The sequence below is a fragment of the Candidatus Rhodobacter oscarellae genome (assembly GCF_001078595.1).
GTDB classification, from domain to species: domain Bacteria; phylum Pseudomonadota; class Alphaproteobacteria; order Rhodobacterales; family Rhodobacteraceae; genus Rhodobacter_B; species Rhodobacter_B oscarellae.
Map to the genome: position 1 here is coordinate 823,669 of NZ_LFTY01000002.1, position 17,215 is coordinate 840,883.

General features: G+C 64.3%; 17 protein-coding genes and 1 pseudogene. 8 read left to right on the forward strand and 10 right to left on the reverse strand.

All coding sequences use genetic code 11. The features are described from left to right. Nucleotides 1-132: 132 nt before the first annotated feature. The 6 genes from AIOL_RS08950 to AIOL_RS08970 form a co-directional block, all read right to left on the reverse strand. Nucleotides 133-738: a YdcF family protein gene (locus tag AIOL_RS08950; protein WP_049642663.1), complete on the reverse strand. Its 606-nt coding sequence runs from the start codon at nucleotides 736-738 to the stop codon at nucleotides 133-135. Between the two features lie 66 nt (nucleotides 739-804). Beyond that, nucleotides 805-930, reverse strand: coding sequence for a hypothetical protein (locus AIOL_RS26115; protein ID WP_268760198.1), 126 nt, complete (start codon nucleotides 928-930; stop codon nucleotides 805-807). Then, a complete protein-coding gene (locus tag AIOL_RS08955) occupies nucleotides 923-1,534 on the reverse strand; it encodes an FkbM family methyltransferase (protein WP_049642664.1) in 612 nt (203 codons plus the stop codon). The genes AIOL_RS26115 and AIOL_RS08955 overlap by 8 nt, the downstream gene beginning before the upstream one ends. 36 nt (nucleotides 1,535-1,570) lie before the next feature. Continuing rightward, nucleotides 1,571-3,139 (reverse strand): glutamine-hydrolyzing GMP synthase, encoded by a 1,569-nt coding sequence (gene guaA, locus AIOL_RS08960; protein ID WP_049642665.1) that lies wholly within the window; start codon nucleotides 3,137-3,139, stop codon nucleotides 1,571-1,573. Between the two features lie 440 nt (nucleotides 3,140-3,579). After that, nucleotides 3,580-4,122 carry a hypothetical protein gene (locus AIOL_RS08965; RefSeq protein WP_152912436.1) on the reverse strand — a complete coding sequence of 181 codons (543 nt, stop codon included), beginning with the start codon at nucleotides 4,120-4,122 and terminating at the stop codon, nucleotides 3,580-3,582. Continuing rightward, a complete protein-coding gene (locus tag AIOL_RS08970) occupies nucleotides 4,119-4,517 on the reverse strand; it encodes a hypothetical protein (protein WP_049642667.1) in 399 nt (132 codons plus the stop codon). The genes AIOL_RS08965 and AIOL_RS08970 overlap by 4 nt, the downstream gene beginning before the upstream one ends. A 589-nt stretch (nucleotides 4,518-5,106) precedes the next feature. On the opposite strand from AIOL_RS08970, the gene AIOL_RS08975 reads away from it, so the two are divergent. Then, entirely contained in the window at nucleotides 5,107-6,639 is a 1,533-nt protein-coding gene (locus tag AIOL_RS08975) for a trimethylamine methyltransferase family protein (RefSeq protein ID WP_049642668.1), read from the forward strand. A 7-nt stretch (nucleotides 6,640-6,646) separates the two neighbouring features. Here AIOL_RS08975 and AIOL_RS08980 read toward each other — a convergent pair whose 3' ends face one another. Then, entirely contained in the window at nucleotides 6,647-6,940 is a 294-nt protein-coding gene (locus AIOL_RS08980) for a DUF6477 family protein (RefSeq protein ID WP_049642669.1), read from the reverse strand. 359 nt (nucleotides 6,941-7,299) lie between these two features. Between AIOL_RS08980 and AIOL_RS26210 the strand changes: the two are divergent. The 3 genes and pseudogenes from AIOL_RS26210 to AIOL_RS08990 form a co-directional block, all read left to right on the forward strand. After that, nucleotides 7,300-7,359 (forward strand): annotated as a pseudogene (locus tag AIOL_RS26210) (hypothetical protein); the annotation flags it as partial. Between the two features lie 111 nt (nucleotides 7,360-7,470). Then, entirely contained in the window at nucleotides 7,471-8,328 is an 858-nt protein-coding gene (locus AIOL_RS08985) for a DUF6456 domain-containing protein (protein WP_326973176.1), read from the forward strand. 151 nt (nucleotides 8,329-8,479) lie between these two features. Beyond that, entirely contained in the window at nucleotides 8,480-9,106 is a 627-nt protein-coding gene (locus AIOL_RS08990; protein WP_049642671.1) for a glutathione S-transferase family protein, read from the forward strand. Between the two features lie 440 nt (nucleotides 9,107-9,546). Here AIOL_RS08990 and katG read toward each other — a convergent pair whose 3' ends face one another. Then, nucleotides 9,547-11,730, reverse strand: a complete 2,184-nt coding sequence (gene katG / locus AIOL_RS08995) for a catalase/peroxidase HPI (protein WP_049642672.1) — start codon at nucleotides 11,728-11,730, stop codon at nucleotides 9,547-9,549. A 110-nt stretch (nucleotides 11,731-11,840) separates the two neighbouring features. On the opposite strand from katG, the gene AIOL_RS09000 reads away from it, so the two are divergent. The 4 genes from AIOL_RS09000 to AIOL_RS09015 all read left to right on the forward strand — a co-directional run bounded on the left by AIOL_RS09000 (nucleotide 11,841) and on the right by AIOL_RS09015 (nucleotide 15,225). Continuing rightward, the gene (locus AIOL_RS09000; protein WP_049642673.1) at nucleotides 11,841-12,767 is read left to right on the forward strand and encodes a hydrogen peroxide-inducible genes activator; all 927 of its coding nucleotides are present in this window, start codon (nucleotides 11,841-11,843) and stop codon (nucleotides 12,765-12,767) included. 63 nt (nucleotides 12,768-12,830) lie between these two features. Beyond that, nucleotides 12,831-13,790, forward strand: coding sequence for a lipoyl synthase (lipA, locus tag AIOL_RS09005; protein ID WP_049642674.1), 960 nt, complete (start codon nucleotides 12,831-12,833; stop codon nucleotides 13,788-13,790). 36 nt (nucleotides 13,791-13,826) lie between these two features. Next, a complete protein-coding gene (locus tag AIOL_RS09010) occupies nucleotides 13,827-14,390 on the forward strand; it encodes a hypothetical protein (protein WP_049642675.1) in 564 nt (187 codons plus the stop codon). Next, nucleotides 14,380-15,225 carry a hypothetical protein gene (locus AIOL_RS09015; protein ID WP_049642676.1) on the forward strand — a complete coding sequence of 282 codons (846 nt, stop codon included), beginning with the start codon at nucleotides 14,380-14,382 and terminating at the stop codon, nucleotides 15,223-15,225. The genes AIOL_RS09010 and AIOL_RS09015 overlap by 11 nt, the downstream gene beginning before the upstream one ends. 17 nt (nucleotides 15,226-15,242) lie before the next feature. Here the strand turns inward: AIOL_RS09015 and AIOL_RS09020 are convergent, their stop codons facing one another. Continuing rightward, on the reverse strand, nucleotides 15,243-16,091 hold the full coding sequence (locus AIOL_RS09020; protein ID WP_049642677.1) for a hypothetical protein: 849 nt from the start codon (nucleotides 16,089-16,091) through the stop codon (nucleotides 15,243-15,245). A gap of 83 nt (nucleotides 16,092-16,174) precedes the next feature. Then, nucleotides 16,175-17,137, reverse strand: coding sequence for an agmatinase (gene speB / locus AIOL_RS09025; RefSeq protein ID WP_049645350.1), 963 nt, complete (start codon nucleotides 17,135-17,137; stop codon nucleotides 16,175-16,177). Nucleotides 17,138-17,215 lie beyond the last annotated feature (78 nt).

Genomic DNA, 17,215 nt, shown 5'->3' on the forward strand with positions numbered 1-17,215 from the left:
TGATCAGCCGACACAGTCAAGATAGCGGAAGCCGACGTTCGTGCAAAGCGCAGCATCGGTCGACGTGGGCTCAGAGCCGACCTTGACGCTCCATCAAAAAAAGATCTGCGCCTAGTATACCCCGGAACCGCGTTATTCCAAAATGGCATCTAGGCCGGGGCCCTGCGCGCCCGCCAAGGTCGCCACCGACCAGGCGCTGGCGCGCGCCGCGTTGAACCAGAACGCCAGCACCTCGCGCACCAGCATCCCGACAGCGCCCATGCGCGTGTCCGGGTCGGGCACCCGGAAGCGTGACGAATGGCATAGGCTCGCGGGTCTGATGCCCGCCCACCAGAAGCTCAGGTAGCTTCGGGACAGGTGCAGCCCCTCTGTGACCAGGACGAACCCGCCGCGCCCGGCCAGCATCGGCTTGGAGAAGAGCGCGTTCTGCAGGGTGGAATACGAGGCGCCCTCATGGGTGATCGCCTGGGCGGGCACGCCCATCGAGATCGCCGCCCGCGCCATCTGCGCCCCGGCGGAGGGCCCGCCGTTGCGGGTGATCCCGCCGGTCATATGCAGGCTTCGCGCCCCGCCGCTCTCATAAAGAGCGACACCCGCGGCGATACGGTCCAGGCTAGAGCGGTACAAGCGCCCGCCGGGCGCCATTCCCGCACCCAACACAACCGCCACATCGAAGTCGCCGCGCGCGGCATATCCGGTGCAGGGCGGCGAAAGCAGCGCACCGGCGAGAATGCACAAGACGCTCGCCAGGCCGGCCCAAACCGCTAGTCTAAAAGCACTGTGAAGCCATCGCATTTTGCGCCCTCAATCGCCATCGGCGCCGAGCCTGGGCTGCTTGATATAGAGCGCATTGCCTTGCACCCCGTCGAGCCCCAGCACGGCCAACCGAAAACCGCGCGCGTTCAGATGGTTGTCGATCTCGTCAAACATTTCTGTCACCCTGATAAAAGCCCGAATGGGCAGAGACTTCGATATGTATGCAGCCGGTCCCTCGCAGCAAGTTCTCTGCCCCGCGCAGCACCATCATCTCGGCGCCTTGCACGTCGATCCAAAGGCAATCGCAGCGATTATCTGGGAAATCATCGTCCAATCGCACCGTCTCGACCTTGGTGGTCTCTGCGGGCTTCAGGCCAAACAGCGCCCGGCCCTGGGTTCCAACCTCGAGGAGGCTTCCGTCGCCGTGCCGGTTGTTTTCGAAGAAGTCCGCATGTCCCGCCGTATCCGACGCGGCCACGGGCCGCAACGTGACGCGAGCATTTTGCTCGAAGCGGCGGCGCAGCTTGGGGACGTAGCGTGCGGAGGGCTCGTAGAGATGTACATGCGCCTTAGGGTGAAGGCGCAGGAATTTCGGCGCCTCATCGCCGTCATGCACCCCCACGACGCAGACCCGCTCGATGTTTTCCGGGGCCTGCAGCAGGTTTCGCGCCAACCCGAAGATCGCAACGTTCGAGACGTAGTCGTAGCTGGGATAAATCCGCCCCAGATCCAGCGCGCCAATCCGGCGGCGAAAGAAGCTCTTGATTAAAGGTAACATTCTCAACGTGCAATTGCCCAATGGGCCCCTGGTGCGTCATTCCCACTCGATGGTGCCCGGGGGCTTCGACGTGATGTCATAGGTCACCCGATTGATGCCTGCGACCTCGTTGATGATGCGCGTGGCGGTCTCGCCCAAAAAGTCGTGGCTGAACGGGTAGTAATCCGCCGTCATGCCGTCCACCGAGGTCACCGCGCGCAGGGCGCAGGCGTAGTCATAGGTGCGCCCGTCGCCCATCACGCCCACCGTGCGCACTGGCAAGATCGCGGCATAGGCCTGCCAAATCTCGTCATAGAGCCCGTGCTTGCGGATCTGGTCGATGAACACGGCGTCCGCCTCGCGCAGGATCTCCAGCTTGGGGCGGGTGATCTCGCCGGGGCAGCGGATCGCCAGGCCGGGGCCGGGGAAGGGGTGGCGCCCGATGAAGCTCTGCGGCAGGCCCAGCTCGCGCCCCAGGGCGCGGACCTCGTCCTTGAAGAGCTCGCGCAGCGGCTCGACCAGCTTCAGCCCCATCTTCTCGGGCAGCCCGCCCACATTGTGGTGGCTCTTGATGGTCACCGAGGGCCCGCCGGAGAAGCTGACGCTCTCAATCACATCGGGGTACAGGGTGCCCTGCGCCAGGAACTCGGCGCCCTCGATCTCGCCGGCGTATTTCTGGAACACGTCAATAAAGAGCCTGCCGATGATCTTGCGCTTGGTCTCGGGGTCGGACTGCCCGTCCAGCTCGCCCAGGAACAGCTCTGACTCGTCCGCCGCGATCAGCGGGATGTTGTAGTTGTCGCGGAACATGGCCACGACTTCCTCGGCCTCGTTCTTGCGCAACAGCCCGTGGTCCACGAAGACGCAGGTCAGCTGGTCGCCGATCGCCTCATGGATCAGGATCGCGGCGACACTTGAGTCGACGCCGCCCGATAGCCCACAGATGACGCGCTTGTCGCCCACCTGCGCGCGGATCGCGGCGATGGCCTGCTCGCGGTAGCCCGCCATGGTCCAATCGCCGGCAAAGCCCGCCATGCGCACGAAGTTCTCGTAAAGCTTGGCGCCGCGGGGCGTGTGGTGCACCTCGGGGTGGAACTGCACGGCGTAGAAGTTCCGCGCGGGATCCGCGGTGATCGCATAGGGCGCGTTGGGGGAGGTGCCGTAGACCTCGAACCCCGGCGCAAGTGCGGCGACATGGTCGCCGTGGCTCATCCAGACCTGCTCGTCGCCGTCAGAGAACCAGCCGTCCAGCAGGGGCAGGGGGCCCGCCGGGGTCACATAGGCGCGCCCGAATTCGGCGGTGCCGCCGCCGCCCGAGATCTTGCCGCCCTCGACCCGCCCGCCGAGGTCCTGCATCATCACCTGCTGGCCGTAGCAGATGCCCAGGATCGGCACGCCCAGCTCGTAGACCTTGGCCGGGGGGCGCGGCGAGCCCGCGCGGGTCACGCTGTCGGGCCCGCCCGAGAAGATCACCGCCTTGGGGGCGATCTCGGCCAGCACCGCGTCGGTGACGTTCTGATAGGGATGGATCTCGCAATAGACGTTCAGCTCGCGCAGGCGCCGCGCGATCAGCTGGGTCACCTGGGAGCCGAAATCTACGATTAGGAGTGTGTCATGGCTGCTCATGGGCGGCGGTTTATGCCGCCGCCGAGGGCGGCGCAAGCGGCGGTGCTTGGAATGCGTATTTTCATACAAGGTGAAGCCGCCGGCCGATGCCAAAGGCACGCGCGTGGGTGAGGTCTGCCAGTGGGGTCGTAAGAGTCCGCGGCTGCGCAGACGGCCTGGGGTTCCGTAGTGAGCCCAAAGTGCATGTTGCTGCGATCCGCACGAATGTCGGCATATTTGTGTCCCTGCCAAAAGCGTGCCAAAATCGTTTTAGTTTTGCCGGGGGTTATTGGTTCCGATATGCCATTGATTTCTCGAAAGGCTAACTTGAGTGACAAAAACGACCGTTTCTGGCGCTACGATGACGTCTGGTAGCCTTTCGTGACGCGTGAAGCGGACGCGACGCAAACTGAAGAAAGCAGTTGTCTCGGAAGCTAGAGGCTCTAAGGGCGTTTTCGGAGCTAACCTTGCCAAAAGCATAGGGGCCAGACGCCGGTGAAAGATGATAGGGCATCCCATAATCCGCTATTCGTGGTATTGGATACAACAGCGTAAGCCGAGAGATAAAGGAGCATTTCGTCCGCTGATATCTTCTGGAACCCAAATTCACCCTGAATGGTGTCATAGAACGAATAGAACGCATCGCTGTTCTTACTAAAGGCATCCAGCATTTCAACAACTTCTGTGTCGGGAAGGGGCATAGCCTCTGTCAGAAAAAGGGATTTACCGTTGATCTCTCCAATGATGCCCAAGAGTTGACTGCTTAACCATTCCTCACCCTCGTACCCCGCTGGCGAAATCCCAACACGAGCTCTATTGTAGCGGAAGACCACGGAGTTAAGGCCTTCAAGCTTAAGCGGGTCTGAAAGCGCCTCCTGTGCCAAGCCAACAGATCGGTCAATTGCGCCTTGTGGGTCTTCAGAAAAATTCTGTCCGAATGCAGAGAAGCATGACGCGAATATCAGGAATATGGAAATGAGTAAACTATTTGGAGTGGCTTTCATCTTTCCAACCTCGTTAGACCGAACACTGTTAGCAGGGTCCCAATGATAAAGCTGAAGAATTGCACGTTGGCCAGAAGAGATAGTGCGGTAGATTCCTTGACTTCACTAATCTCTGAAAAATTCGCTCCGTTGAATTCTAAAGACATTATTACTGGGATTTTGTCGATTAGAGCGCCAACGACAGCCCAAGAGGTCAAGCAGGAAATACCGAGCAGAAAAACACCAATAATCAGCGATTTATTGAGCTTCAGCGGGAGTATTTGCGCATCCCGAACCTTTAACTGAACCATCAATGCAGCGGTTCCACCCATAAGAGCGGTGGTCAGTGATAGAAGTAAGCTAGACTGACTCTGGATACTCTCAATCAGTGCTTTTGCCGTGTCTAAGTCGCTCATTGAACCTCGATAGAAGAATGATTGGAACGAACGCTTATCAACGTTTCATACAATCTTCGCTTGTGTCAACTCTTGTGGTCGATGTCATCGTTCTAAGGTGCCATCCAACCCAACAGCGGACAAATGGGCTGAATCAGGCCCCGCGATTCAAAAGATCGTTTGTAAACAATACCACAACATTTGTAGAAATATTGGAGCCAACATGTATCCTGAATGGTCATGAAAGGGGGGCAGCATGCCCAGATTATCGATTGATATCACGGCTCAATAGCACCAGACATCAAGTTAACATAATCTTCACTGCGCGCAAGAGCGGCCATAGTCGCGACTGCAGCAAAGGTCCGTTTTGTCCCGCATAACTGATGTTCCAAGAGTGATGCGGCCTCGGTGAGGTTCGCCCGCGGCGACGCTGTCAGCGCGGCGGTGGCAAAGCGGCAGTGGATCGCCCGCGTGAATGGCGTGTTGCGGGGCCTGGAGCGCTCGCAAGGCAACGCCATGTCGGTTTTGCGCCGCAAAGGGCGTTAACTGGTGACCAGGCGCCCCGCGCATTCGCTATCACCCGCGCAACCTATCCCAAGGAGTCTGTCCCATGGCAGAAGCAAGAGCCCGCAGACGCGGCGGTGGTGGCGCGGCCCGGCGCGCAGAGCGCACCGCCGTCTCCATCGAGACCGCCAAGTTCATCGAGCGCAACATCCCCAATTTCGAGGTCCTCAACGACGAGGCCCTGGAGATCATCGAGCACAACGCCGAGACCGTGCTGGAAGAGATCGGCGTCAACTTCGTCGACAACCCCGCCGCCTTGGAGCGCTGGCGCGATGTGGGCGCCGATGTGCGGGGCGAGCGGGTGCATATACCGCGCGGGCTGGCGCGCCAGCTCTGCTCGACCGCGCCGTCGCGCTTTACCCAGCAGGCCCGCAACCCCGAGCGCAACGTCGAGATCGGCGGCAAGAGCCTGGTGCTGGCCCCGGTCTACGGCCCGCCCTTCGTGCGCGACATCGAAGGCGGGCGCCGCTATGCCACGATCGAGGACTTCCGCAACTTCGTGAAGCTGGGCTACATGTCCAAATGGCTGCACCATTCCGGCGGCACCGTCTGCGAGCCCACCGATGTGGCGGTCAATAAGCGCCACCTGGACATGCTGCACGCCCATATGACGCTGAGCGACAAGCCCTTCATGGGCTCGGTCACCGAGCCGATCCGCGCGCAGCACTCCGTCGAGATGGCCGACATCCTGTTCGGCGGGCTGGAGGATCGCACGGTGATGACCTCGCTGGTCAACATCAACTCGCCGCTGACCTTCGACAACGTGATGATGGGCGCGCTGGAGGTCTATGCCGCCGCCAACCAGGCCAGCATCGTGTCGCCCTTCATCGTGGGCGGGGCCATGGCGCCGGTCTCGGTCGCGGGCACGCTGACGCAGGTCTTGGCCGAGGTGCTGGCGGGCGTGTCCTACAGCCAGATGATTCGCGCGGGCTCGCCGGTGATCATGGGCTGCTTTGTGACCTCGATCGACATGAACTCGGGCGCGCCGACCTTTGGCACGCCGGAGGCCAGCCACATCACCCAGGGCGCGGGCCAGCTGGCGCGGCGCCTGGGGCTGCCCTATCGCTCTGGCGGGTCGTTCTGCGGCTCGAAGTTGCCCGATGCGCAGGCCGGCTACGAGACGGCGAACTCGCTGAACATGGCGCTGACGGCGGGGGTGAACTTTATGCTGCATTCCTGCGGCTGGCTCGAGGGCGGGCTGGTCAGCTCCTACGAGAAATTCGTGATGGACGCCGATCAGCTGGGCGTCCTGCACCACCTCGCCAAGGGCGTGTCGGTGGACGAAAACGCGCAGGCGATGGACGCCATACGCGAGGTTGGCCCGGGCGGGCATTATCTGGGATGCGCCCATACCCAGGCCAACTTCAAGGACGCCTTCTGGCGCTCGGATCTGCTTGACTACAAACCCTTCGAGACCTGGGACGAGGAAGGAGCGCGTGACACGCAGACCCTGGCTTCGTTGCGGGTGAAGAAGCTTCTGAGCGACTATCAGCAGCCCTATCTGGATCCGGCCATCTCTGCGGCGCTCAGCGACTACGTCGCGCGCAAGAAGGCAGAGGAGCCGGACAGCTACATCTGATCGCGGCCTAGGCGCGGGCCTGGGGCGCGGCCAGCCGCCGGATCTCGGCCAGCAGCGCCACCAGCACCTCGACATGGCGCGACGGCGTGTAAGAGGCGTCGCCCGCGCGGCGGGCGTGCTCCATGGTGTCCTCGGTGGACATCAGCGCGTGCACCGCGTTGGTGGCGTTCTGCTCGGCGGTGGGCAGCGCGAGGCGCTTTAGGGTGCGCTCGCGGTTGTAGTCCTTCATCCCCAGCTTGGCGGCCTGCAAGAGCAGGCCGGGGCGGCGCATATTCTGCAAAAGTTCCATAAGTTCGGGCATCTGTCACCTCGTTCATTTCCTGTCCGTGCCCCCAAAGATGCCCATGATCGAGGGATGTTGCCTGTGGATGGAAGGCGCGCGCCCGGCGTTAAGCCATTGTTTACGAATTGGAAACTTTGTAGCATTTTTTCTACTATTTTAACCGATTGGAAACTAATTCGCTCATAAGTTGTTAAGGCGCGGTGAGCTCGCAGCGGTCCGCAGGGGAAGGCGGCCGTTGCGAACACACCCGATACGACGCTGCCAAGGGACAGGACGCGAGCATAATGGTTGGAGAACTTTACATAAACGGGCGCCAGGCCTACCCGGCCTGGGTCCCGCATGATGTACGCCACTATTTGGTGCATACCGAAGAAGGCATGTCGATCCGGGCCCTCGCCCGGGCCGCCGGCTGCCACGCCTCCACAATCCTACGGCAAGTGCGTCGCCACGAGAACCGGCGAGACGACCCATTGCTAGACGACGCCTTTGATCGGCTCGCCAAAGAAGCCCGAATCTCTACGAGTAACACGAGCCAGGATTCAAAATTGATGATCGCAACAAAACGCGCCGAAACCCTTCCCGATACTGCCAACCTAGAGACCGAGGCCCGCCGCATTCTGCGCCGCCTCTGCGAGCCCGAGGCCTGCCTGGCCATCGCGCCGAAGATGGAAAAAGCCGTCGTTGTGCGCGAGCTGCCCGACGGCCGCACGATTCGCACCGCCGTACTGGACCGCGCCATCGCCGAGGCCTTCGTGGTCAAGGACTGGATCGAGCTTTCCGGCAACGGCAAAGTCACGCGCTACGGCATCAGCAGCGCCGGCCGCGCCGCGCTAAAGCGCCTGCTGTCAGAGCATGAGGCCAGCCGCCAGGGCCTGGCCGAGGCCCCCGCCGCCTTCGGCGATCAGCACCGCGACTACGCCGAGCGCGAGGTGCGCCAGGGCGAGGCGAAGCAGACCAAGCGGATCCGCTACAACGCGCTGGAGAGCCCGCTGAGCGCCATCGCGCGCCGCAAGGGCAAGGACGGCAAGCCGTTTCTGTCCTCCGAGCTGGTCGCGGCGGGCGAGCGCCTGCGCGAGGATTTCGAGCTGGCCCAAATCGGCCCGCGCGTGGCGCAGAATTGGGACCGATTCCTGACCGCGGGGGACCGCAACGCGATGCGCCCCGGCGGCGGCCCGGCCCAGGGCCCCGAGGGCGCCCGCGCCCGCGTGGCAGACGCGCTGGAAGAGCTGGGCGCCGGGCTGGGCGACGTGGCGCTGCGGGTCTGCTGCTTCCTGGAGGGCATGGAGCAGGCCGAAAAGCGCATGGGCTGGGCAGCGCGCTCGGGCAAGATCGTGCTGAAGATCGCGCTGCAGCGTCTGGCGCGGCACTACGAGGCCCAGGGCGCGGGCTCGGCCATGATCGGCTGATGCAGCCGCGCAAAAGCACGCCCCGGCAGGTCTGATCAAAGCCGCGGGCCTGGCCCTATTGCGGGCCGGGCGGGCGCGGCTAGGCTACGGGCGCGGAACCACATCGGTCGCCGCGCCCTTTGCCGCGCCATCAGAGAAAGACAGGCCCGAGATGTTTGAGTTCTACTATGCCCCCGAGACGATCTCGTTGGCCAGCCACATCGCGCTTCTGGACGCGGGCGTGGAGCCGCGCCTTCACCGGCTGGACATTGCCGCCGCCGAGCACCAGCAGGGCGATTACGCGCGGCTGAACCCCAAGCTGCGCGTGCCCACGCTGGTCACGCCCGAGGGCGGCGCGCTGACCGAGACGCCCGCGATCCTGGCCTATCTGGCGCAGCGCTTCCCGGCGGCGGGCCTGGCGCCCCGCGATCCCTTCGCCTTTGCCAAGCTGCAGGAATTCGCCAGCTACGTGGCCTCGACCCTGCATGTCGCCCACGCGCACCGCATGCGCGGGCACCGCTGGGTGGACCCCGCCAACGCGCAGGCCATCGCGGCGATGCAGGCCAAGGTGCCCGAAAGCGTCGGCGCGGCTTTTGCCTATATCGAAGAGACTTATCAGCTGGCGCCCTTCGTGATGGGCGAGAGCTACAGCTTCGCCGATCCCTACCTGTTCACGGTCTCGCGCTGGCTGAAGGGCGACGGCGTGCCCGCGGGGGCCGCGCCCAAGGTCGAGGCGCATCGCGCGATGATGCTGGAGCGGCCGAATGTGCAGGCGGTATTAGCGGCGCAGGCCGGGTGAGGGCCAGGGCCGGCGGGGGGCGGGTTGATAGAGGTGTTGGTATTGGGCTGGGGCGGAACTTGCGCATCAAGCGGCCCGCTCTAGCAACGCTTGCCGACACCAGACGCCACGCAAGCCAAGCCACGCAACCGCCCGAGCTTGCCTCGGGCAGCGGCCGACCTCCCCCAGGAGGCCGCTTTTGCAACCGCGCATTTACTTGAAACGTTGCGATTTTCAGAGACGTGGACGCTGATTGGCCTGATGCGCAAGCGACCTCCAGGTCGGCCGCAGCCCGGGTTGCGCGTGGCTCAAGGGGGAGGCCCCGGATCAAGTCCGGGGTGGGTTCCTAATGTCCCCTCCAGACCAAAATCCGCAAGCGTTTCCGCCGCGGTTAGAACCAAAAAAGAAACGCCCCGCCGAACCCGGCGGGGCGCCTCAGCACCTCGTAAAGACAGGCGCGCCTAGGCGGCGTCGAAGCGATCCGCGTCCATGACCTTGGCCCAGGCCGCCACGAAGTCGGCCACGAAACCCGCGCCGCGGTCGTCGCAGGCGTATTCCTCGGACAGGGCCCGCAGCTGCGAGTTCGACCCGAACACCAGGTCCACCCGCGTGCCGGTCCATTTTACCGCGCCCGTAGAGCGGTCCTTGGCCTCGTAGACGCCGTTTGCGTCCGCGATGGGCGACCATTCCACGCCCATATCCAGCAGGTTCACGAAGAACGCGTTGGACAGCGCGCCGGGGGTCTCGGTCAGCACGCCATGGGAGGAGCCGTCGAAATTGGCCCCCATCGCGCGCATCCCGCCCACAAGCACGGTCATCTCTGGCGCCGACAGCCCCAGCAGATGCGCCTTATCGACCAGCAATGCCTCTGCCGAGACCGAGTATTCCGCCTTCATGTAGTTGCGGAAGCCATCGGCGATGGGCTCGAGCACGGCGAAGCTCTCGGCGTCGGTCTGCGCATCCGAGGCGTCGCCGCGCCCGCCGGTGAAGGGCACCGAGACGTCGTGACCGGCGGCCTTGGCGGCCATCTCGACGCCGACATTGCCCGCCAGCACGATCAGGTCGGCCATAGACACATCACCCGCAAAGCCCGACTGGATGCTCTCCAGCGCGCCCAGCACCTTGGCCAGGCCTGCCGGGTTGTTCGCCGCCCAGTCCCTTTGCGGCGCCAGGCGCACCCGGGCGCCATTCGCCCCGCCGCGCTTGTCGGTGCAGCGATAGGTCGAGGCCGAGGCCCAGGCCGCGCCCACAAGCTCGGCCACCGAGAGGCCCGCGCCGCTGATCTCGCCCTTCAGCGTGGCGACATCTGCGTCGGACAGCGCCGCCCCTGCGGGGACGGGATCCTGCCAGATCAGCTCTTCAGAGGGCACCTCATTGCCCAGGTAGCAGGCGATCGGGCCCATGTCGCGGTGGGTCAGCTTGAACCAGGCGCGGGCGAAGGCGTCGGCGAACTCGGCGGGGTTCTCGTGGAAGCGGCGCGAGATCTTCTCGTAGGCCGGGTCCATACGCATCGCCATATCCGCGGTGGTCATCATCAGCTTCACGGTCTCGCCAGAGCCGTCCACCTGCGGGGCGTGGTCGCCATCCTTGAGGTCAACCGCCTCCCAGATATTGGCGCCCGCGGGCGATTTGGTCAGCTGCCACTCATAGCCGAAGAGCACGTCGAAATAGCCGTTATCCCACTGCGTCGGGTTGGCCGTCCACGGCCCCTCGATGCCGGAGGTGATCGCGTCCACGCCCTTGCCGGACTTGTGCGAGGAGAGCCAGCCAAAGCCCATGGCCTCCATCGGCGCGCCCTCGGGCTCTGGGCCCACCAGCTCGGCGGGGCCGTTGCCATGCGCCTTGCCAAAGGTGTGCCCGCCGGCGACCAGCGCCACGGTTTCCTCGTCATTCATCGCCATGCGCGCGAAGGTCTCGCGGATGTCGCGGCCGGAAGCGGCCGGGTCGGGGTTGCCGTCCGGGCCCTCGGGGTTGACGTAGATCAGGCCCATCTGCACCGCGGCCAGCGGGTTCTCCAGGTCGCGCTCGCCCGAGTAGCGGCTGTTCTCGCCGCCCGACACCTGCAGCCACTCGGCCTCGGCGCCCCAATAGACGTCCTCTTCGGGCTCCCAGATGTCGGCGCGCCCGCCGCCGAAGCCAAAGGTGGTGCCGCCCATCGATTCGATGGCCACGTTGCCCGCCAGGATCATCAGGTCGGCCCAGGAGATCTGGCGGCCATATTTCTGCTTGATCGGCCAGAGCAGGCGCCGCGCCTTGTCCAGGTTGCCATTGTCCGGCCAGGAGTTCAGCGGCGCGAAGCGCTGCGTGCCCGAGGACGCCCCGCCGCGGCCATCCGCGGTGCGGTAGGTCCCCGCCGAGTGCCAGGCCATGCGGATGAAGAACGGGCCATAATGGCCGTAATCCGCAGGCCACCAGTCCTGGCTGTCGGTCATCAGCGCGGTCAGGTCCGCCTTCAGCGCCTCCAGGTCGAGCTTTGCGAACTCCGCCGCATAGTCGAAATCGCCGCCCATCGGGCTGGTCGCCGGCGCGTTCTGGTGCAGAATGCGCAGGTTGAGCTGGTTCGGCCACCAGTCGCGGTTGGTGCGGTTGCTAGACGTTGCGTGCATCACTGGGCATTTGCCCGCTGCCATATCATTGCCGTCCATGACATATCCTCCGGTTTTTTTGCGTGGGTGAGTCGGGTTTGAGACAAATATGAGCCCGTTTTAGAATTATTCCAATTTGCTTTTTCTGCGAATAGGGATAAGAAAAACTTATGGCACTGACCCTCAAACAACTGACCTATTTCGTCGCCCTGGCCGAGGCGCGCAGCTTTGGCGTGGCCGCCGCGAAGGTGCATATCTCGCAACCCGCATTGTCTTTGCAGATCAAAGAGCTAGAGCTCAACCTTGGCACGCTTTTGGTGGAGCGCCTGCCACGCGACATCCGCCTGACGCGGGCCGGACAGACCTTGCTGGAGCGGGCCCGGGCGGTGCTGTCGGACCTGCGCGATCTCGAACATGCGGTGCGGTTGCAGCAGGGGCTGACGGGGCGGCTCTCGCTGGGGGTGATCCCCACCGTGGCGCCCTATCTGCTGCCGCAGGCGCTGTCGCGCATCCGGGCGCGCGACCTGACGCTGGATATCCGCATCCGCGAGGCGCAGACCGCGGTGCTGGTCGAGGCGCTGGCCGCGGGGCAGCTGGACGCCGCGGTGATGTCTCTGCCCCTGGAGCGCGGCGGGCTGGTGGCAGAGCCCTTGTTCGAGGACCGGTTCGTGCTGGCGGGCTCCGAGACGCGGCTGTCACGGTTTGCGGGCGGCGCGCCCCGCCCCAAGGAAGTGCCACAGGACCACCTGCTGCTGCTCGACGAGGGGCATTGCCTGGCCGATCAGGCGCTTGAGGTCTGCGGGCTGAACGCGCGCCCCGGCCCGATGGATATGGGCGCCTCGTCCCTGGCCACGCTGACCGGTCTGGTGGCACAGGGCTTTGGCCTGACCCTGCTGCCCGAGATCGCCCTGACGGCCGAGACCGCCGCCGCGCCGCAGCTCTGCCTGCGCCGATTCGCCGGGCCAGAGCCCGCGCGCACCCTGGCGTTGGTGCGGCGCGAGACCTCCGAGGCCGCCTGGGTCAGCGATCTGGCCGCGCTTTTGCGCGAGGCGGGCGAGGACCTGATCAGCCATGCGCGCGGCGCAGGGCGGCTTTAACCATGACCGGTTAGACAGGCCGCGCGCCTTTCGGTAGAAGGCGCTTAAGGCGAGGAGGCCCCGATGACGACACGCGACCTGAAGATCCCCGAGCAGCGCCACCCCGAGAAGGCCCACCGGCCCGACCAAGCGCAGCCGCGCAAGCCCGATTGGATCCGCGTCAAGGCCCCCACATCCGCCGGCTACAAGCAGACCCGCGACATCATGCGCGAGCACAAGCTGGTCACCGTCTGCGAAGAGGCGGGCTGTCCCAATGTCGGCGAGTGCTGGAGCCAGGGCCACGCCACGATGATGATCATGGGCGAGGTCTGCACCCGCGCCTGCACCTTCTGCAACATCGCCACCGGCAAGCCCCCCGAGGCGCTGGACGTTTTCGAGCCGGGCCGCGTGGCGGATGCGGTCAAAAAGCTGGGGCTGAACCACGTGGTGGTGACCTCGGTGGACCGCGACGACGTCAAGGACGGCGGGGCCGAGCATTTCGCTCAGACCATACGCGCCATCCGCCGGCAATCGCCTAAGACCACGATCGAGATCCTGACGCCCGACTTTATCCGCTGCGATCCCAGCGCGTTAGAGGTCGTTGTTGAGGCGCGCCCGGACGTGTTCAACCACAATCTGGAGACCGTGCCGGGGCTCTACCCCGAGGTGCGCCCCGGCGCGCGGTACTTCCATTCGCTGCGGCTCTTGCAGCGCGTCAAAGAGCTGGACCCGGCCATGTTCACCAAGTCCGGCATCATGGTCGGCCTCGGCGAGGACCGCCAGTCCGTGCTGCAGGTGATGGACGACATGCGCGCGGCGGATATCGATTTCCTGACCATCGGGCAGTACCTGCAGCCCACGCCCAAGCACCACCGCGTGGACCGGTTCGTGACGCCCGAGGAGTTCGCCGGCTACGAGAAGGCCGCCTGGGGCAAGGGGTTCTCGATGGTCTCGGCCACGCCGCTGACCCGGTCGAGCTACCACGCGGGCGAGGATTTCGCGCGCCTGCGCGAGGCGCGGCTGGCGCGGATTGCCAAAGGTTGAAACTCGGCTTAGGCTTTCCCCCACAAGGGGGCGGCCATGGAACAGTATCTCGTAGAGATCCGAGTATTAGAGCGGTTGTTTATGACCGTGGTCATCTTTGGCGTTGGCCTGATTTTTATAGTGGTCTTTGCGCGGCGCGGGCACGAGATGACCCTTCTGATAACCGAAGGAAAGGGCATCCTGGGCAACATCGTAGCTACGATAAGCTTGCCGGTGCTACTACTAGCAATCCTGGTCGCCTACGCGTGGGTCAGTCTGTCCAATCCCGTCACGATCCAGGACACAGCGACTAAAATTGCTGCGATTTCGCCGCCGGAAGATACGCCGGTGACGACGTCGGGGAATAGCTATATTGGGCTGGGCGGAACCGAGACCGTCGCTTTGATTGAGAACTATTATCAAGACCTGTTTCGCGCGTTTCAGGAGGCGGGCGAAAACCGAGAAAGATTGAGCGTCTCGGACAGCAAGTTCCTTGTGGGATTGGCCGCTAGGCTGAGCATGCTGCGCGCGCGGGGCGAGTTTGAGCCCGACCTCTTTGTCAGCGGATTCAGCTTTGCCGAGATACAGCGCCGCATCGAGGCCGCCAGCGATGCTCGGTAAGGCTTGCGCGATAGGCGCCCTGATCTGGGCGGGTCTCGGCGGTGCGGGCTGGGGCTGCGCCTACCTAGAGGAGCTAGAGCCCAAACTTCTGTCCGATCTGCAGCAAAGGGAAGGCAGTCAAACCGCCACATTTCCCAAACTGCGCAACGGGGCGCGCGCCGAGATCGAGCTGTCTTTTCGGGACGAGGCGGGCGCCCCCCGGGTCTATGACCGCGACGGAGAGGCGGTGGCGATCTTTCCGCGCAGCTATTACCTGCCCGCACTGGCTTGGGTCGATGCCTTTGCCGTCTGCGCGATGGAGCGCAGCAACTGCGCCCAGCTTGGCGCCTTCGCACAGGCCTATAAGACGACCGAGCTGGGCGATCACATCCCCTTTGCCTATAAGCTGATCCAAGAGGCGCCCGGCGCCTGCGACCTGCGCGGCACGCCGCAATATGAGGTCACGTTCGTTGCCGCCTATGAGATGATCGGCATGGCCCTGCAGAGCCACGAGCTTGGCCATCTGGTGCTGGGCCATCTCGACCGCATGGAAACGGTGGGCAAGCCGGAAGAGGCCCATGCCGACGCCATCGCGCATTACCTTGTGGCGCAGGCCGACACCTCTGGCGGGACCAACGCTGTCTGGGCCGCCATGGCGCTGATGCCGCTGATCAACAGCGCCTTCGCTTCCGATCTCCACCCCGACGTGGCCTGCCGGGCCTATTTTATGTCCAACGGGAACGTCAATTTTCGCGACGAGACCCAGGATTGCACCGCCTATGAGGCCGACATTGCGGAGGGGCAGCGCCTGCGCAAGGGGCTGATCGGGCCAGAGACCGAGCTGATTGTGCGTTAGCCCCCGTCCGCCAGGGTTTAGAACCGAAGGCCCAGGAAGGCCGAGTAAACCGCATCTGAACCGGCGTCAGACGCGACGCCCAGAGAGACGGACGTGGCCTCGGTGAAGCTGTAGCGCGCCGATACCCCGCCTGTGACAGAGCCGCCATCGACTGGCGCCTGCACAACGCCCGTCACGTCCAACTGGTCGCTTATAGAATAGGTCGCGAAGCCCTCTACCAGGTCGCTCAGCCCCGCCGCCTCGGGGGCAAAATAGGCCAGCCCGCCCGAGAACGCGCCGAAGTCGCGTGACACCGCGGCCTTGGCGCTGACATCGCCATCCACGCTTTCAATCGCGCCGGACAGGGTCCAATCACCGGCCCGCGTCCCAAGGCCGAAGCCCACAACCGTGGCGCCGGGGTTCTCGGCGCTATGCGCCGACACGGCATAGCTCAGATCGCCGGTGCTATTGGTGAAACGCGCGCCAACGGGCAGCCAGTCGGCGAACATTGCTCCAAAGGTCGCCGCGCTGCGTGTTGCGCGCGTGCGGTCGATGCCCAGCGAGGGGAAATGCGTCTCGAGCGCCGACACGGCGAAGGCATCATAGGCGGGGCGGGGCACGCCCACCGAAAGCCGCCCATTCGCGCCGATATCCAGCGTGAGCGTGCCATAGGTCTCATGCGGAGTGTCCAGCGCATCGGCGCGGCCATAGACCCCCAGCTCGGCGCCGAACCGCCCAAAGGACAGCCGCACCGTGCCGTCGCCCACCAGGAACGCATCCGCCCCCGGCACGCGATCCGTGACGCCAAGCGCAAAGGTGCCTTCGGCGGAGACCCAATCGGGAAAGCTCTGTGCATGAACGGGTGTGGCCAATGCGAGGGCGGCCATAGTTAACAAAATTCTCATCAAACTGCCTGCTTCGATTGCAGGAAGTTTACCCTAGGTCATGCCCCAAGAAAACCGGCGCCCAATCACGAGGCCGTGTTGCGCTCATGAAAGATGAAGCCCAGGAAGTTCAGCAGGATCTGCGCCGCCAGGATCGCGGTGGACCCCGTGGGGTCGTAATCCGGGGCGACCTCGACGAGGTCGATGCCCACCACCTCGTGGCTGCGCGCCACCGCCTGGAGCAGCTCCAGCACCTCGTAATACAGGAACCCGCCATGGCTGGGCGTGCCCGTGCCCGGCGCGATGGAGGGGCAGAAGGCGTCGATATCAATGGTCACATAGACCCGCGCGCCCTTGGGCACAGAGGCCAGCGCCCCTGCCACGCCCGCCTTGCGCACCTGCCGCACGCTGAGGATCGTCGAGCCCATGGTGCGGGCGTCGGCATAGCCCTCCTTGGCGGTGGACGAGACATTGCGGATGCCCAGCTGCGTCAGCCCGGTGACATAGTCATTCTCGGCGGCGCGCCGCATTGGGTTGCCATGCCCGCGGGTGACCCCGTGGCGCTCGTCCACGAAGTCCAGATGCGCGTCGATCTGCAGGATGTGGATGTCGCCGCGACCCGCGAAGGCCTCGATGCAGGGGATGTTCACCGAGTGATCCCCGCCGATGATGACCGGCAAAGCACCTGCATTTAGAATAGCTTCCACGCCGGTCTTAATGTTGGCATGGCTGGTGATCGTGTCCGTATGCACGATGTCGGCGTCGCCGACATCCACGATGCGCACGTCGCCGCCCAGATAGGTCGCGTCATCCTCGTGGTCATAAGCGCCCGCGTGGCCAAAGCTGAATAGCGTGGAGGCCTCGCGCACCGCCCGCGGCCCGAACCGCGCGCCCGCGCGCCACTGCGTGCCGAAGTCAAACGGCGCGCCCAGCACCGCCACATCCGCGTCGATCTTGGACCAATCCTCGACATAGGGCCGCTTGCCGAAGGTCGAGATCCCCACGAAGGGCAGGTTCAGCCGCCCGCTTTCATATCCATGTTCGCTCATGCGGTGGAAGCTGCCCAGGAAGCCGGGCGCGTGCAAGGGGCAAGCTTGCGAAATGTGTAGATTGTGTGAATACTGGCG

Excerpts from the sequence above, each read along its gene's own strand:
- AIOL_RS08965 (WP_152912436.1), bottom strand. The coding sequence starts at position 4,122 with ATGAAAGCCACTCCAAATAGTTTACTCATTTCCATATTCCTGATATTC.
- AIOL_RS09015 (WP_049642676.1), top strand. The coding sequence starts at position 14,380 with ATGCTCGGTAAGGCTTGCGCGATAGGCGCCCTGATCTGGGCGGGTCTC.
- AIOL_RS08990 (WP_049642671.1), top strand. The coding sequence starts at position 8,480 with ATGTTTGAGTTCTACTATGCCCCCGAGACGATCTCGTTGGCCAGCCAC.
- AIOL_RS09020 (WP_049642677.1), bottom strand. The coding sequence starts at position 16,091 with ATGGCCGCCCTCGCATTGGCCACACCCGTTCATGCACAGAGCTTTCCC.
- AIOL_RS09010 (WP_049642675.1), top strand. The coding sequence starts at position 13,827 with ATGGAACAGTATCTCGTAGAGATCCGAGTATTAGAGCGGTTGTTTATG.
- AIOL_RS08970 (WP_049642667.1), bottom strand. The coding sequence starts at position 4,517 with ATGAGCGACTTAGACACGGCAAAAGCACTGATTGAGAGTATCCAGAGT.
- guaA (WP_049642665.1), bottom strand. The coding sequence starts at position 3,139 with ATGAGCAGCCATGACACACTCCTAATCGTAGATTTCGGCTCCCAGGTG.
- AIOL_RS26115 (WP_268760198.1), bottom strand. The coding sequence starts at position 930 with ATGTTTGACGAGATCGACAACCATCTGAACGCGCGCGGTTTTCGGTTG.
- speB (WP_049645350.1), bottom strand. The coding sequence starts at position 17,137 with ATGAGCGAACATGGATATGAAAGCGGGCGGCTGAACCTGCCCTTCGTG.
- katG (WP_049642672.1), bottom strand. The coding sequence starts at position 11,730 with ATGGACGGCAATGATATGGCAGCGGGCAAATGCCCAGTGATGCACGCA.
- lipA (WP_049642674.1), top strand. The coding sequence starts at position 12,831 with ATGACGACACGCGACCTGAAGATCCCCGAGCAGCGCCACCCCGAGAAG.
- AIOL_RS08980 (WP_049642669.1), bottom strand. The coding sequence starts at position 6,940 with ATGCCCGAACTTATGGAACTTTTGCAGAATATGCGCCGCCCCGGCCTG.
- AIOL_RS08985 (WP_326973176.1), top strand. The coding sequence starts at position 7,471 with ATGATCGCAACAAAACGCGCCGAAACCCTTCCCGATACTGCCAACCTA.
- AIOL_RS08975 (WP_049642668.1), top strand. The coding sequence starts at position 5,107 with ATGGCAGAAGCAAGAGCCCGCAGACGCGGCGGTGGTGGCGCGGCCCGG.
- AIOL_RS09000 (WP_049642673.1), top strand. The coding sequence starts at position 11,841 with ATGGCACTGACCCTCAAACAACTGACCTATTTCGTCGCCCTGGCCGAG.
- AIOL_RS08955 (WP_049642664.1), bottom strand. The coding sequence starts at position 1,534 with ATGTTACCTTTAATCAAGAGCTTCTTTCGCCGCCGGATTGGCGCGCTG.